The 13,668-nt window shown below is 62.6% G+C and carries 14 protein-coding genes; 7 read left to right on the top strand and 7 right to left on the bottom strand.

Annotation, left to right across the window (positions count from 1 at the left end):
* Window positions 1–84: 84 nt before the first annotated feature.
* The gene (locus CAF87_RS27420) at window positions 85–1,653 is read left to right on the top strand and encodes a SulP family inorganic anion transporter (RefSeq protein WP_085733881.1); all 1,569 of its coding nucleotides are present in this window, start codon (window positions 85–87) and stop codon (window positions 1,651–1,653) included.
* A 6-nt stretch (window positions 1,654–1,659) separates the two neighbouring features.
* On the opposite strand, the gene aroE is transcribed toward CAF87_RS27420, so the two are convergent.
* The gene (aroE, locus tag CAF87_RS27415) at window positions 1,660–2,481 is read right to left on the bottom strand and encodes a shikimate dehydrogenase (RefSeq protein WP_085733882.1); all 822 of its coding nucleotides are present in this window, start codon (window positions 2,479–2,481) and stop codon (window positions 1,660–1,662) included.
* A gap of 9 nt (window positions 2,482–2,490) precedes the next feature.
* Complete coding sequence (gene hemF, locus CAF87_RS27410; protein ID WP_085733883.1) at window positions 2,491–3,405, bottom strand: oxygen-dependent coproporphyrinogen oxidase; 915 nt, start codon at window positions 3,403–3,405, stop codon at window positions 2,491–2,493.
* Window positions 3,406–3,557: 152 nt separating this feature from the next.
* On the opposite strand from hemF, the gene CAF87_RS27405 reads away from it, so the two are divergent.
* Window positions 3,558–4,535, top strand: coding sequence for an NADPH:quinone reductase (locus CAF87_RS27405; protein WP_085733884.1), 978 nt, complete (start codon window positions 3,558–3,560; stop codon window positions 4,533–4,535).
* A gap of 43 nt (window positions 4,536–4,578) precedes the next feature.
* On the opposite strand, the gene CAF87_RS27400 is transcribed toward CAF87_RS27405, so the two are convergent.
* The 3 genes from CAF87_RS27400 to CAF87_RS27390 all read right to left on the bottom strand — a co-directional run bounded on the left by CAF87_RS27400 (window position 4,579) and on the right by CAF87_RS27390 (window position 7,396).
* Entirely contained in the window at window positions 4,579–5,136 is a 558-nt protein-coding gene (locus CAF87_RS27400; protein ID WP_085733885.1) for an L-threonylcarbamoyladenylate synthase, read from the bottom strand.
* 54 nt (window positions 5,137–5,190) lie between these two features.
* Window positions 5,191–6,288 carry a DNA-processing protein DprA gene (gene dprA, locus CAF87_RS27395; RefSeq protein WP_371850995.1) on the bottom strand — a complete coding sequence of 366 codons (1,098 nt, stop codon included), beginning with the start codon at window positions 6,286–6,288 and terminating at the stop codon, window positions 5,191–5,193.
* Window positions 6,289–6,370: 82 nt separating this feature from the next.
* Window positions 6,371–7,396: a LysM peptidoglycan-binding domain-containing protein gene (locus CAF87_RS27390; protein ID WP_085733887.1), complete on the bottom strand. Its 1,026-nt coding sequence runs from the start codon at window positions 7,394–7,396 to the stop codon at window positions 6,371–6,373.
* A gap of 169 nt (window positions 7,397–7,565) precedes the next feature.
* Between CAF87_RS27390 and def the strand changes: the two genes are divergently transcribed.
* From def to CAF87_RS27365, 5 genes are read left to right on the top strand one after another with little or no spacing between them, the layout of a single operon-like run.
* A complete protein-coding gene (def, locus tag CAF87_RS27385; protein ID WP_085733888.1) occupies window positions 7,566–8,072 on the top strand; it encodes a peptide deformylase in 507 nt (168 codons plus the stop codon).
* 56 nt (window positions 8,073–8,128) lie between these two features.
* Entirely contained in the window at window positions 8,129–9,088 is a 960-nt protein-coding gene (gene fmt, locus CAF87_RS27380; protein WP_085733889.1) for a methionyl-tRNA formyltransferase, read from the top strand.
* On the top strand, window positions 9,085–10,395 hold the full coding sequence (gene rsmB, locus CAF87_RS27375; protein WP_085733890.1) for a 16S rRNA (cytosine(967)-C(5))-methyltransferase RsmB: 1,311 nt from the start codon (window positions 9,085–9,087) through the stop codon (window positions 10,393–10,395). The genes fmt and rsmB overlap by 4 nt, the downstream gene beginning before the upstream one ends.
* A 22-nt stretch (window positions 10,396–10,417) precedes the next feature.
* Complete coding sequence (gene trkA / locus CAF87_RS27370) at window positions 10,418–11,794, top strand: Trk system potassium transporter TrkA (protein ID WP_085733891.1); 1,377 nt, start codon at window positions 10,418–10,420, stop codon at window positions 11,792–11,794.
* A gap of 20 nt (window positions 11,795–11,814) precedes the next feature.
* A complete protein-coding gene (locus CAF87_RS27365; RefSeq protein ID WP_085733892.1) occupies window positions 11,815–12,129 on the top strand; it encodes a tetratricopeptide repeat protein in 315 nt (104 codons plus the stop codon).
* Window positions 12,130–12,180: 51 nt separating this feature from the next.
* On the opposite strand, the gene CAF87_RS27360 is transcribed toward CAF87_RS27365, so the two are convergent.
* Window positions 12,181–13,068, bottom strand: a complete 888-nt coding sequence (locus CAF87_RS27360) for a lysophospholipid acyltransferase (RefSeq protein WP_085713088.1) — start codon at window positions 13,066–13,068, stop codon at window positions 12,181–12,183.
* 40 nt (window positions 13,069–13,108) lie between these two features.
* Window positions 13,109–13,666 (bottom strand): DNA-3-methyladenine glycosylase I, encoded by a 558-nt coding sequence (gene tag / locus CAF87_RS27355; protein WP_085713089.1) that lies wholly within the window; start codon window positions 13,664–13,666, stop codon window positions 13,109–13,111.
* Window positions 13,667–13,668 lie beyond the last annotated feature (2 nt).

The following is a 13,668-nucleotide window of genomic DNA, read 5'->3' as shown; positions in this document are numbered from 1 at the left end:
CCCACGCTCTGCGTGGGAACGCCGCAATGGACGCTCGGCGTCCCGGGCTGCGTACAATGCGCAAAATTTCACCCGAGAGGATCCATGGCCCTCCCCAGCCGTCGCTCACTTTTCCCCTTCCTGACCTGGCTGCCCCGGCAGACCCGCGCCAGCGTCGGGCGGGATCTGGTCGTCGGCCTCAGCGGCGCGATTCTCGCGTTGCCGCAGTCGATTGCCTACGCCCTGATCGCCGGGCTCCCACCCGAGTACGGCCTGTATGCCGCGATCATCCCGGTACTGATCGCCTGCCTGTGGGGCTCGTCGTGGCATTTGATCTGCGGCCCGACCGCTGCCATTTCGATTGTCCTGTTCGCCAGTGTCAGTCCACTGGCCGTGCCTGCATCACAGGACTACATCACCCTGATTCTGCTGCTGACGTTCCTGGCGGGGATTTTCCAGTGGCTGCTTGGCCTGTTGCGCTTCGGCGCGCTGGTGAATTTCGTCTCGCACTCGGTGGTGCTGGGTTTCACCCTCGGCGCGGCGGTGGTGATTGCCATCGGTCAACTGCCGAATCTGCTGGGGCTGGATCTGCCGGCCAAGGCCACGGCATTGGCCAGCCTGATGGATCTGCTGCGGCATCTGGGGGCTGTGGATAAACCGTCGCTGGTTCTCGGTGTCGCTACGGTGGTGGTTGGCGTATTGCTCAAACAACTGCTGCCACGCTGGCCGACGCTGCTGATGACCTTGGTGCTCGGCAGTCTGGTGGTGTGGCTGTGGCCGGCGATGTTCGGCCATGTTCAATTGGTCAGCGCTTTTGTCGGGCGCCTGCCGCCGTTCAGCGGGTTACCGCTGGATGTAGATCTGGTCCTGCGCCTGCTGCCGAGCGCCGTAGCGGTGGGCATGCTCGGGCTGGTCACCAGTCTGTCGATCGCCCGTTCGATTGCCGCGCGTTCCCAGCAACTGCTCGATGCCAATCAGGAAGTCCGTGCCCAGGGACTTTCCAACATCGTCGGGGCGTTCTTTTCGGGATCATTGTCAGCCGGCTCGTTCACCCGCTCCGGACTGAGCTATGAGGCCGGGGCCTGTTCACCGCTGGCCGGGGTGTTTTCGGCGTTGTGGGTGGCGCTGTTCGCGATTTTCGGCGCCGGGTTGATTGCACACATTCCGATCCCGGCCATGGCCGGCAGCATTCTGTTGATCGCCTGGGGGCTGGTGGATTACCGTGGCATTCGTGCGTTGCTGCGGGTCAGCCGGGCCGAGTTTGTGGTGATGAGCCTCACCTGCGTTGCCACGTTGCTGCTGGAATTGCAGACGGCGATTTATGCCGGGGTGCTGGCGTCGCTGTTTTTCTACCTCAAGCGCACCTCGCAACCCCGGGTGCAGCATTGGCGCGATGGCGAAGACGATGTTTTGCGGGTCGGCGGGTCGATCTTTTTCGGCGCCAGCCACTACCTGCAAGTGCGTCTGCAACGGATGCATGGCGCGCGGGTGGTGATCGAGGCGCAGCAGATCAACTTCATCGACTATTCCGGCGTGGAAATGCTTCATCAGGAGGCCCGGCGCCTGCTGCGTCAGGATCGCAGCCTGACCTTGCGTCAGGCGCGACCACAGGTAGTTGAGGAGTTGCGCAAACTCGAAGGGCCGGAGAAATGCCCGATCCGCTTCGAAGACTAAAGCGCCTTACAGCGTCAGTTGTCGACGCAACTCCGCCAGAACCGGCGCAGTGTCGGGACGCACACCGCGCCACAGGAAGAAGGCTTCCGCCGCCTGTTCCGCCAGCATGCCCAAGCCATCCATCACCACGCCCGCACCATGCTCGCTGGCCCAGCGGCAGAACGCGGTCGGTTCCTTGCCGTACATCATGTCGTAGCACAGGGTCTTGCCGGGTTCGATCAGGCTTTCTGCAATCGGCGGCACATCGCCGGTGAGGCTGGCGGAGGTGGCGTTGATGATCACGTCCACCGGTTCACGCAACCAGTCGTAACCACTGGCCGACACCGGCCCCAGATCACAAAACAGTTCAGCCAGCAGCTCGGCCTTGTCCACTGTGCGGTTGGCGATGATCACCGAGGCCGGTTTTTCTGCCAGCAACGGCTCCAGCGCACCGCGCACCGCGCCACCCGCACCCAACAGCAGAATACGTTTGCCGGTGAGGCTGAACCCGGCGTTGACCGTCAGATCGCGCACCAGCCCGGCACCATCGGTGTTATCCCCGAGCAAGGTGCCGTCGGCGAGCTTGCTCAAGGTGTTCACCGCCCCCGCGCGCCGGGCACGGTCAGTCAGGCTGTTGGCCAAGCGGTAGGCGTCTTCCTTGAACGGCACGGTCACGTTGGCGCCGCGACCTTCCTGGAAAAACGCCGTGGCGCAGCCGGAAAAATCGTCGAGCGGCGCCAGCAGCGTGCTGTAGTCAAGGCTCTGCCCGGTCTGTTCGGCGAACAGTTTGTGAATCATCGGCGACTTGCTGTGGCCGATCGGGTTACCGAAAACGACGTAACGATCCATCAGAAGTCCTCAGGCCTGGGCCAGCCAGTCGCGGTCTTGCAGGAAATACTCGGTCAGGCGTGCTTCTTCGCTGCCCGGCTCGGCTTTCCAGTCGTAGGCCCAGCGCACTTGTGGCGGCAGCGACATCAGGATCGACTCGGTTCGCCCGCCCGACTGCAGGCCGAACAGGGTGCCACGGTCGTAGACCAGGTTGAACTCGACGTAGCGACCGCGACGGAACTCCTGGAACTCACGCTGTTTGGCGGTGAACGCATCGTTCTTGCGGCGTTGCACGATTGGCAGGTAAGCGTCGATGTATGCATCGCCGATGGCGCGCATGAAGGCGAAGCTGGTATCGAAGTCCCACTCGTTCAGGTCATCGAAGAACAGGCCGCCGATGCCGCGTGGCTCGTGGCGATGCTTGATGTGGAAATAGGTGTCGCACCAGGCCTTGTAGCGCGGATAGACGTCCGGGCCGAACGGCGCGCAGGCCTGCTCGGCGATGCGGTGCCAGTGGATGCAGTCTTCTTCGTTGCCGTAATACGGCGTCAGGTCGAAGCCACCGCCGAACCACCAGACCGGCTCCTCGCCTTCCTTCTCGGCAATGAAAAAGCGCACGTTGGCGTGGGACGTCGGCACATGCGGGTTGTGCGGATGGATGACCAGCGACACGCCGAGGGCTTCGAAACCACGCCCGGCCAGTTCCGGCCGATGGGCGCTGGCGGACGGTGGCAGGCCACTGCCGAAGACGTGGGAAAAGTTGACGCCGCCCTTTTCGATTACTGTGCCGTTCTCGATCACCCGGGTGCGACCGCCACCGCCGGCTGCACGGGTCCAGGCGTCTTCGACGAAGCGCGTGCCACCGTCTTCGGATTCCAGGGCCGCGCAGATGCGGTCTTGCAGGTCGAGCAGATAGGCCTTTACGGCGTCGGTGCGGGTCGTCATGGCTTCACCTTGGATCGGGCATCGCCTCGTGGGCGAGGGGGTGGCGCAAATGGGCGCGTAGCATACCATCGCAGGTAGGCACGCCGCAGTTGACGAAGATCAAGCAGGGGAGTTCGATAGGGGCCTTCCGAATCGTCCCAAGGAGTAGGCAGATGGCAAAGCGAATCCAGTTCCGCACCCATGGCGGCCCCGAAGTGCTCGAATACGTTGACTACCAGCCCGCCGAACCCGGCCCGCAGCAGGTTCGCGTGAGCAACAAGGCCATCGGCCTGAACTTCATCGACACCTACTACCGCAGCGGTCTCTACGCGCCACCGTCATTGCCGTCCGGAGTAGGGGCGGAAGGCGCGGGCATCGTCGAGGCAGTGGGCAGCGCCGTCACCCGGTTCAAGGTCGGTGACCGCGTGGCGTATGGCAGCGGCCCACTGGGCGCGTACAGCGACGTGCACGTCCTGCCCGAGGCCAATCTGGTGCACCTGCTGGACGCCATCAGCTTCGAAACCGCCGCCGGCGTGATGCTCAAGGGCCTGACCGTGCAGTACCTGCTGCGTCAGACCTATGAACTCAAGGGCGGCGAAACCATTCTGTTCCACGCGGCGGCCGGCGGCGTCGGTTTGCTGGCCTGCCAATGGGCGAAAGCGCTGGGAGTGAAGCTGATCGGCACCGTCAGCTCGCAAGCCAAAGCCGATCTGGCCAAGGCCCATGGCGCCTGGGAAACCATCGACTACAGCCACGAAAACGTTGCCCAGCGGGTGCTGGAATTGACCGACGGGAAAAAAGTCCCGGTAGTCTACGACGGCGTCGGCAAGGACACCTGGCTGGCCTCGCTGGACAGCGTGGCGCCCCGTGGGCTGCTGGTGAGCTTCGGCAATGCGTCGGGCGCGGTGGAAGGCGTGAATCTGGGGATTCTGGCGGCGAAAGGATCGCTGTACGTCACCCGGCCAACGCTCGCGACCTACGCCAACAACGCAGAGAACCTGCAACGCATGGCGGATGAGCTGTTCGGGATGATCACCAGCGGCAAGCTGAAAGTGGATATCAGCCAGCGTTATCCACTGGCTGAAGCGGCAAAAGCGCAGACCGAGTTGTCGGCGCGACGCACGACAGGTTCGACTGTTCTATTGCCTTGAGTGCGCCATCGCCGGCAAGCCGGCTATTGCAGGCAACGCGGAGTCAGGACGGGCGCACAACCCTGCCACTCGCCAGATCGCGAATCAGGCTCGGGTTCTTGCGCCCACCGAGCATTCCGCCCAACACCAGATCGACCTGACCACGGAAATACTGCTCGACCCGCAAGCGACTCTTCGCCGCCGGCCGGCCTTGCGGGTTGGCCGAGGTCGAGATCAACGGCCCGACCAGCGAGCACAAGTCCCGCACCTGCGGATGATCACTGACCCGCAATGCCACGGTGTCATGCACCCCGGTCACCCACTCCGGCAACAGGTTCTGGTGCGGCACCAGCCAGGTGTTCGGCCCCGGCCAGGTACTGGCCATGCGATCGATCCAGTCCTGGGGGAAATCCTCGAACAGGAAATCGAACTGACGAATGTTGTCGGCGACCAGGATCAACCCCTTGTCCACCGAACGGTTCTTGATCGCCAACAGGCGATCCACCGCTTCTTCATTCCACGGATCGCACCCCAGCCCCCAGACGGCTTCGGTTGGATAGGCAATCACCGCCCCGGCGCGAATCTCTCGTGCGGCTTGTTGCACACGCCAACTGTTGACCATGAAAAACTCTCCGAAAACAGGTTTTGCGCAGTTTACCGATCTTCAATGTAAAACCTAGCTTACCCGCGCAAACCAGCGGCCGTTTTCGCACACCGCGCGGCCATCCATCTCCAATTCGGTCAACGCCGCCAGCACTTTGGGCAAAGCCCAGCCACTGCTGTCGGCCAAGCCCTCACTGGTGTGAGGTGCCGCGTGCAGCAGGCGCAGCAACGGATTGTCCGTAGCCGGTGCAGTGGTGGATACCGGCAAGTGCTGCCAGCCACGCAGGGCCTCGAGGATATGCTCGATGGTTTCTACCAGTACCGCGCCATCGCGGATCAGTTGATGGCAACCGCGCGCGCCGGGGTGGTGAATCGAGCCGGGAATCGCATAGACCTCACGACCCTGTTCCGCTGCCAGTCGCGCGGTGATCAGCGAGCCGCTGGCCACACTGGCCTCGACCACCAGTACGCCGAGGGACAAACCGCTGATGATCCGGTTGCGCCTGGGGAAGTTGCTCGCCGTCGGTCCGGCGTCCAGTGGAAACTCCGAAATCACCGCGCTGCCAGAGGCAATCATCGTCTCCGCCAGCCGCCGATTGCGCTGTGGATAAAATTTTTCCAGCCCGGTGCCCAGCACACCCACGGTTTGCCCGCCGACGTCGAGCGCGGCTTGATGCACGGCGGCATCGATGCCCAGCGCCAGGCCACTGGTGATGACGAAACCGGCTCCGGCCAGGCTGCGGGCAAACGCCGTGGCGGTGTCCATGCCCGGACGTGAAGCGCGGCGGCTACCGACCATCGCCAGTTGCGGTTTTTCCAGGATCAGCGGTTTACCGGCGACGAACAGCAGCGGTGGTGGATCAGGAATCTGCGCCAGCAATGCCGGGTAATCCGGCTGGTCCCACATCAGCAAATGCTGGCCCGGGCGCTCTAGCCAGGCCAATGCGCGACTGGCGCCATCACGCACTTCAGGACAACGGCGGGCGTCGGCGCTCGCCACCGGCAAACCCAGCGAACGCCAGGCACTGGCCGGCGCACTGATGGCTTTGGAGGCGGAGCCGAACGCTTCGAGCAACCGGGAAAAACGTTTCGGGCCGATTTCCGGCAAGCGGTGCAGGCGCAAACGCGCTTCCAGTTCCGCCGGGGAAACCGGCGTAGAGACAGACATCATCATGGATCATCCTTGATCGTTATAAGCCCCGAACCTTTCGGAACAAGCTGTGGATAACTCTGTTGGTAACTTGTTAAGCCAGCTAAGGATTTCGCACCTTGTCCAGCACTGCCAGCGAGCGCGATGCGTTGAGTACCAGGCCGTAACTGAGCTTGTCATAGGTACGGAACACCATCAGCAATCCGGCACGTTCATCGGGGATTTTCAACGGCTGGCCGGTGATCCGGTCACGCACGGTTTCCCCGGTCTTCATCACCACCAGCACGTTGCCTTCGACCAAACCGTCGCGTTTGCCCTTGTTCAGGGTCACCACGTCCATTGCGCCGATCTGTGTTACGCCCCGTGGCACGTCGATGATCAGGCCTTTGATGTCGGTGGAGGGAGCGCTGGGCATGAAGGTCGAGTTGATCGAACGCTCTTCGCCGCTGAACAGACGGTCGCCGAGGCGCACTTCCTGGGTGGTGCGTTGCAGGGCGAGGGTGGCGACGTCGCCCTCGGTGGCGACGATTTCACCGCCGCCGATGTCATCGGCGTTGATCCCCAGAAACTCCTTGCTCTGCGGATCGGTGTAGACCTTGCCCTGGCGGAAGATGCCGTAGACCGGCTGGTTCGGATCGAAATGCCCGCGGGCGAAGATCCGGTCGCCGGTGCCGCTGAGCACGCGCTCGGCATCGCCAGCGACGATGTATGGCGCCTTGTCGAAGTCCTCGACCTTGTCGACGATGCGGTTGCTCAGCAGAAAGCTGTTGATGGATTTCAGCGGAATGCTCGGGATCGCCTCGGCGACGGGGCTGCTGCGGATCCGTGGCGACAGCTTGATCGTGCCGCGCGACTCCCCGCGATTGAGGGTCAGGCGGGGCTGGCCGTTGACGTAACTGAGCGTCAGCGTGTCGCCCGGATAGATCAGGTTGGGGTTTTCGATCTGCGGATTGGCCCGCCACAGCTGCGGCCACTGCCAGGGTTCGCGCAAATATTTACCGGAGATGTCCCAGAGCGTATCCCCGGAAACCACTGTGTATTGCTGTGGAAAACCTTCCTTGAGTTGCACTTGCCCGTGCGCTGCGCCGGCCGAAGCCAGAAACAGCAGGGCGAGTAGTGATTTCCTCATGCGGTGAATCCCTTTATTATGTGCGTTCGCGTGAAACGCCAGAGCCCCCGTGGCTCGCTCCCTGCTCTATGCTTAAAAGCAAGGAGCTACGTTTCACAACGGTAGCCTGCATCTTCGGACCCGCCAGGCCATCGCCCGACTTTACCTCACACGTGCAGCAATCAAGCTTATGGCCATTTTGAACATCCTCGAATTTCCGGACCCGCGTCTGCGCACTATCGCCAAACCTGTGGCTGTAGTGGACGACGAAGTGCGTCAGCTGGTCGATGACATGTTTGAAACAATGTATGAAGCGCCGGGCATCGGCCTTGCCGCGACCCAGGTCAACGTGCACAAACGTATCGTCGTGATGGACCTTTCCGAAGACCGCACCGAACCCCGGGTGTTCATCAACCCCGAGTTCGAATCGCTGACCGACGAAATGGAGCAATACCAGGAAGGCTGCCTCTCGGTGCCGGGTTTCTACGAAAACGTCGACCGCCCGCAGAAGGTCAAGATCAAGGCTCTGGATCGTGACGGCCAGCCTTACGAACTGATCGCCGAAGGCCTGCTCGCCGTGTGCATCCAGCACGAATGCGACCACCTCAACGGCAAGTTGTTCGTCGATTACCTGTCCACGCTCAAACGCGACCGGATCAAGAAGAAACTGGAAAAGCAGCACCGCCAGAACGCTTGATGCCCCTCTCCAAAGGCTTGCTGCGGCAAGCCTTTTTCTTTTTATGAGACTCCCCCATGACTGAGCCACTGCGCATCGTTTTTGCCGGCACCCCGGAATTCGCCGCCGAACACCTCAAGGCCTTGCTGGACAGCCCTTACGAGATCGTTGCGGTCTACACCCAACCGGATCGTCCGGCCGGTCGTGGGCAAAAACTGATGCCGAGCCCGGTCAAACAGCTCGCTCTGGAAAACAATATCCAGGTGTTGCAGCCGCCGACCCTGCGCAACGCTGACGCTCAAGCCGAGCTCGCAGCTCTCAAGCCTGACTTGATGGTGGTGGTCGCCTACGGCCTGATCCTGCCGCAAGTGGTGCTGGATATTCCGCGCCTGGGTTGCATCAACAGCCACGCCTCGCTGCTGCCACGCTGGCGTGGTGCGGCGCCAATCCAGCGCGCCGTGGAAGCGGGCGATGCCGAAAGCGGCGTGACCGTGATGCGCATGGAAGCGGGCCTCGATACCGGGCCGATGCTGCTCAAGGTCGTCACCCCGATCAGCGCCGAAGACACCGGTGGCAGCCTCCACGACCGTCTCGCCGAGATGGGCCCGCCAGCCGTCGTGCAAGCGATTGCCGGTCTGGCCGCTGGCACCCTGGAAGGCGAAGTGCAGAACGACGACCTCGCCACCTACGCGCACAAACTGAACAAGGACGAAGCGCGCATCGACTGGAGCCGTCCGGCCGTCGAGCTGGAACGTCTGGTCCGCGCCTTCAATCCATGGCCGATCACCCACAGCACGCTCAACGGCGAAGCACTTAAAGTGCTGGCGGCGACACTGGCCGAAGGCAAAGGCGCACCGGGCACCATCCTCGGCGCCAGCAAGGACGGTCTGCTCGTCGCCTGTGGCGAACAGGCGCTGTGCCTGACCCGCTTGCAATTGCCCGGCGGCAAGGCGCTGAACTTCAGCGATCTGTTCAACAGCCGTCGTGAGAAATTCGCCACCGGCACCGTGCTGGGCGCAACGGTGGACGCGCAATGAACCCGCGTCTGGCTGCCGCCAAGGCACTCGCCGCCGTCCTGGGCGGCAAGGCTTCGCTCAACAGCTCTCTGCCGACGCAACTGGACAAGGTCGAGGATCGCGATCGCGGTTTCACCCAGGATCTGGCGTTCGGCACCGCCCGCTGGCAGCCACGTTTGTCGGCGCTGGCGGAGAAACTGCTGCAGAAGCCGTTTAAGGCCGCCGACGCCGATGTCGAGGCGTTGCTGCTGGTCGGTCTCTATCAGTTGCTCTACACCCGCGTCCCGCCGCACGCCGCCATCGGCGAAACCGTCGGTTGCGCGGACAGGCTGAAAAAGCCGTGGGCCAAAGGCCTGCTCAACGCCGTACTGCGCAGCGCCCAGCGCGAAAGTGAGGCGATCTTCGCCGAACTGGAACGCGACCCGGTGGTGCGCACCGCCCACCCGCGCTGGCTACAAAAATCCCTGAAAGCATTCTGGCCTGAGCAATGGGAAGCGATCTGCGAGGCCAACAACGCGCATCCGCCGATGATCCTGCGGGTCAACCGCCGTCATCACAGCCGTGACGCCTACCTCGGTCTGCTGACTGAAGCGGGCATCGCCGCGCAGCCGTGCACCTTCAGCCGCGACGGCATCGTCCTCGACGCCGCCGCTGACGTGCGCAGCCTCCCGGGTTTCGCCGAGGGCTGGATCAGCGTGCAGGACGAAGCCGCGCAACTGGCCGCAGACCTTCTTGATCTCGCGCCGGGCCAACGAGTGCTGGACGCCTGCTGTGCACCGGGCGGCAAGACCTGCCACATCCTCGAAGCCGAACCGGCACTGGCCGGTGTGGTCGCGGTGGACCTGGAAGCCAAGCGTCTGGTGCGGGTGAAAGAAAACCTCGAACGCCTCGGTCTGAACGCCGAACTGATCGCCGCCGACGGTCGCGACACGGCGGCATGGTGGGACGGCAAACCGTTCCAGCGCATCCTGCTCGACGCGCCGTGCTCGGCCACCGGGGTGATCCGCCGCCATCCAGACATCAAGCTGACCCGTCAGGCCGACGACATCGTCGCCCTCGCACAACTGCAAGGCGAGTTGCTCGACGCGATGTGGAAAACCCTCGAAGTGGGCGGCATCCTGCTGTATGCCACCTGCTCGACCTTGCCGACCGAGAACACCGAAGTCATCGGCGCATTCCTTGAGCGCACGCCAGGTGCCCGGGAACTGGATCTGGCCACCGCAGCCGGGATCAAGCAGCCCCATGGTCGCCAATTGCTGGCCCAGCAGGGCGGGCATGACGGGTTCTACTACGCCAAGCTGATCAAGATCGCTGCCGCGCGCGGCTAAACGGATTCAATGGAGTGACTGGATGAAAATCATCATCCTCGGTGCAGGGCAGGTCGGCGGTTCGCTGGCTGAACATCTGGCCAGCGAAGCCAACGACATCACCGTGGTCGACACCGATGGCGACCGTCTGCGCGACCTTGGCGACCGTCTCGATATCCGCACCGTTCAGGGCCGTGGCTCGCTGCCGACCGTGCTGCGTCAGGCCGGTGCCGACGACGCCGACATGCTGGTGGCGGTGACCAACAGTGACGAAACCAACATGGTCGCCTGCCAGGTTGCCCACACCCTGTTCCACACCCCGACCAAGATCGCCCGGGTACGCGAAGCCTCGTACCTGACCCGCGAGGAGCAACTGTTCCAGAACGAAGCGATTCCGGTCGACGTGCTGATCAGCCCCGAGCAAGTGGTCACCAACTACATCAAGCGTCTGATCCAGCATCCCGGCGCCTTGCAGGTGATCGACTTCTCCGAAGGCCAGGCGCAACTGGTGGCGGTGCGCGCCTATTACGGTGGGCCGCTGGTGGGGCAGCAATTGCGTCAGTTGCGTGAACACATGCCGAATGTGGAAACCCGGGTGGCGGCGATTTTCCGTCGTGACCGTCCGATTCTTCCTCAGGGTGACACGGTGATCGAGGCCGACGACGAAGTCTTCTTCATCGCCGCCCGTGAGAACATTCGCGCGGTAATGAGCGAAATGCGCCGTCTCGACGAAACCTACAAGCGCATCGTTATCGCCGGCGGCGGCCAGATCGGTGAGCGCCTGGCCGAGGCCATCGAAAGCCGCTATCAGGTGAAGATCATCGAGATGAACCCGGCACGCTGCCGTTATCTCTCCGATACCCTCGACAGCACCGTGGTGTTGCAGGGCAGCGCTTCAGATCGCGACCTGCTGCTGGAGGAGAACATCGCTGACGCGGACATTTTCCTCGCGCTGACCAACGACGACGAAGCCAACATCATGTCGTCGCTGCTGGCCAAGCGTCTGGGTGCGAAGAAGGTGATGACGATCATCAACAACCCGGCCTACGTCGACCTGATCCAGGGTGGCGACATCGACATCGCCATCAGCCCGCAACTGGCGACCATCGGTACCTTGCTGGCCCACGTGCGTCGGGGCGACATCGTCAGCGTGCACTCGTTGCGCCGTGGCGCGGCGGAAGCGATCGAAGCGGTGGCCCATGGTGATTCGAAGTCCAGCAAGGTTATCGGCAAGGCCATCGAGAACATCGCCCTGCCTCCCGGAACCACCATCGGCGCAATCATCCGTGATGAAGAAGTGATCATCGCCCACGACGACACGGTGATCGCTGCCGGCGACCATGTGATCCTGTTCCTTGTGGATAAAAAGCATATTCGCGATGTGGAGAAGCTGTTCCACGTGGGCCTGAGTTTCTTCTGACCGACCAAGAGGCGAGAGCGATGATCGAATCCCTGGAAAAAATGCTCGCCAAGGGTGTGGATAACTCGCTGCTGCGCTTCGGTCTGGGCAAGGGTTATCTGGATCTGGGAGAGAACGCGAAGGCGGCCGAGCATTTTCAGCGTTGCGTCGGCTTCGATCCGAAGTACTCGGCAGCGTGGAAACTGTTGGGTAAGGCACACTTGGCGCTGGGGGATCTGGCGTCTGCGCGGCAGGCATGGGAGCAAGGTCTGGAAGCGGCCCGGGCCCATGGCGACAAGCAGGCGGAGAAGGAAATGACGGTGTTTCTGAAGAAGCTCGAACGGCAGAAGCCGTGACGGCTGTGGATAACCCGTTTTGTCAGGTTATCCACAATTGCCCATCGCCGATCAGTACCAGCGCGCCTCACCCGGCGGACGCTTCTTGAAGCGTTTCATGCTCCACATGTACTGGCTCGGATACGCCGCCACATAACGCTCGACCACCTGACTCATCGCTGCGCAGGAGGTTTCGGTGTCGGTGCTGTACATGGCTTCCGGCGCCGCTTCCAGAATCACCTTGTAGCCAGAACCGTCCGGCAGACGCAGGGCATGCAGGAATACCCCGACGGCCTTGCCGCCAGCGAGCATGTTCGGCACGAACTTGCTGGTCAGGGCCTGGGTCGCGAAGAACGGCACGAAGATCCCGGCGGATTCGGCCGGCTCCGGGTCTGCGGGAATCCCCACCTGCCCCCCCTTGCGCACTTCCTTGATGACACTGAGGATGCCTTCCTTGGTCGACGCCGCCACGCGGTTGCCCAGTTGCACCCGCTGCTTGCGCAGCAATTCATCCACAGCCTTGAGCTTCGGCGGGCGATAGAAAATGATCGGTTTGCACTGGCTGCAATAGAAGTGGTTGAGCACTTCCCAGTTGCCCAGGTGGCTGGTGATGCCGACCACGCCTTTGCCCGACGCCAGCGCATCCTTGAGGATGTCGAGGCCTTCGACTTCGCGCACCAGGTCGATGGAACGCTGGGCCGGCCAGATCCAGGCGCAGGCGCTTTCGGTCAGGGACTTGCCGATGTCTTTCAGGCTCTGGCCGACCAGACGCTCACGTTCGGCCGGATCCATCTGTGGAAAACATTTGGCGAGGTTGATCCGCACCACGTCGCGGGAACGGTTGGGGGTTTTCCACATGATCCAGCCGATCGCCGAACCCACGGCCTGCACGGCCCGCCACGGAAGCAGGGCAAACAGCCGCAGAGCGCCAACCAGCATGGCGCCTTTAAACTTTTCCACAGGTCACTCCTGATCTTGTGCTGTGCGCGAGGCGGCCATTCTAACCGGCGTTGACGAGCTGCGCGTAGCGGTCGCAGTCCTGAGTGTGATCCATGACCATGCCAGAAGCCTGCATCAGCGCGTAGCAAATGGTCGGGCCGACGAAGGTGAAACCGGCCTTTTTCAGGCCTTTGCTCATGGCCACGGCTTGCGGGGTGATGGCCGGGACTTCGCTGCGATCCTTGAAATGATTGATCACCGGTCGGTTATCCACAAACGACCAGAGGAAGGCCACCGGATCTTCCAGCGCCAGCCAGGCCTGGGCGTTGCGCCGGGCGGCATTGAGCTTGAGACGGTTGCGGATGATCCCCGGATCGAGCATCAAGTCATCGATTTCCGCGTCGCTCATCTGCGCCACTCGTTGTACGTCGAAGCCGTACAACACCTCGCGATATCGCTCGCGCTTGCGCAGCACGGTGATCCACGAAAGCCCGGCCTGGAACCCTTCGAGCAAAAGCAACTCGAACAATCCCTGCGCATCGCGTAGCGGCGTACCCCACTCCTGATCGTGGTAAGCCATGTACAGCGGATCTTCGTTGCACCAAAAGCAGCGTGGCATAA

Origin of the sequence: Pseudomonas sp. R38(2017) (genome assembly GCF_002112395.1) — a bacterium.
Classification (GTDB): Bacteria; Pseudomonadota; Gammaproteobacteria; order Pseudomonadales; family Pseudomonadaceae; genus Aquipseudomonas.
Note: the sequence above shows the minus strand (reverse complement) of the source record. Positions and strands in the feature narration are given on the sequence as shown.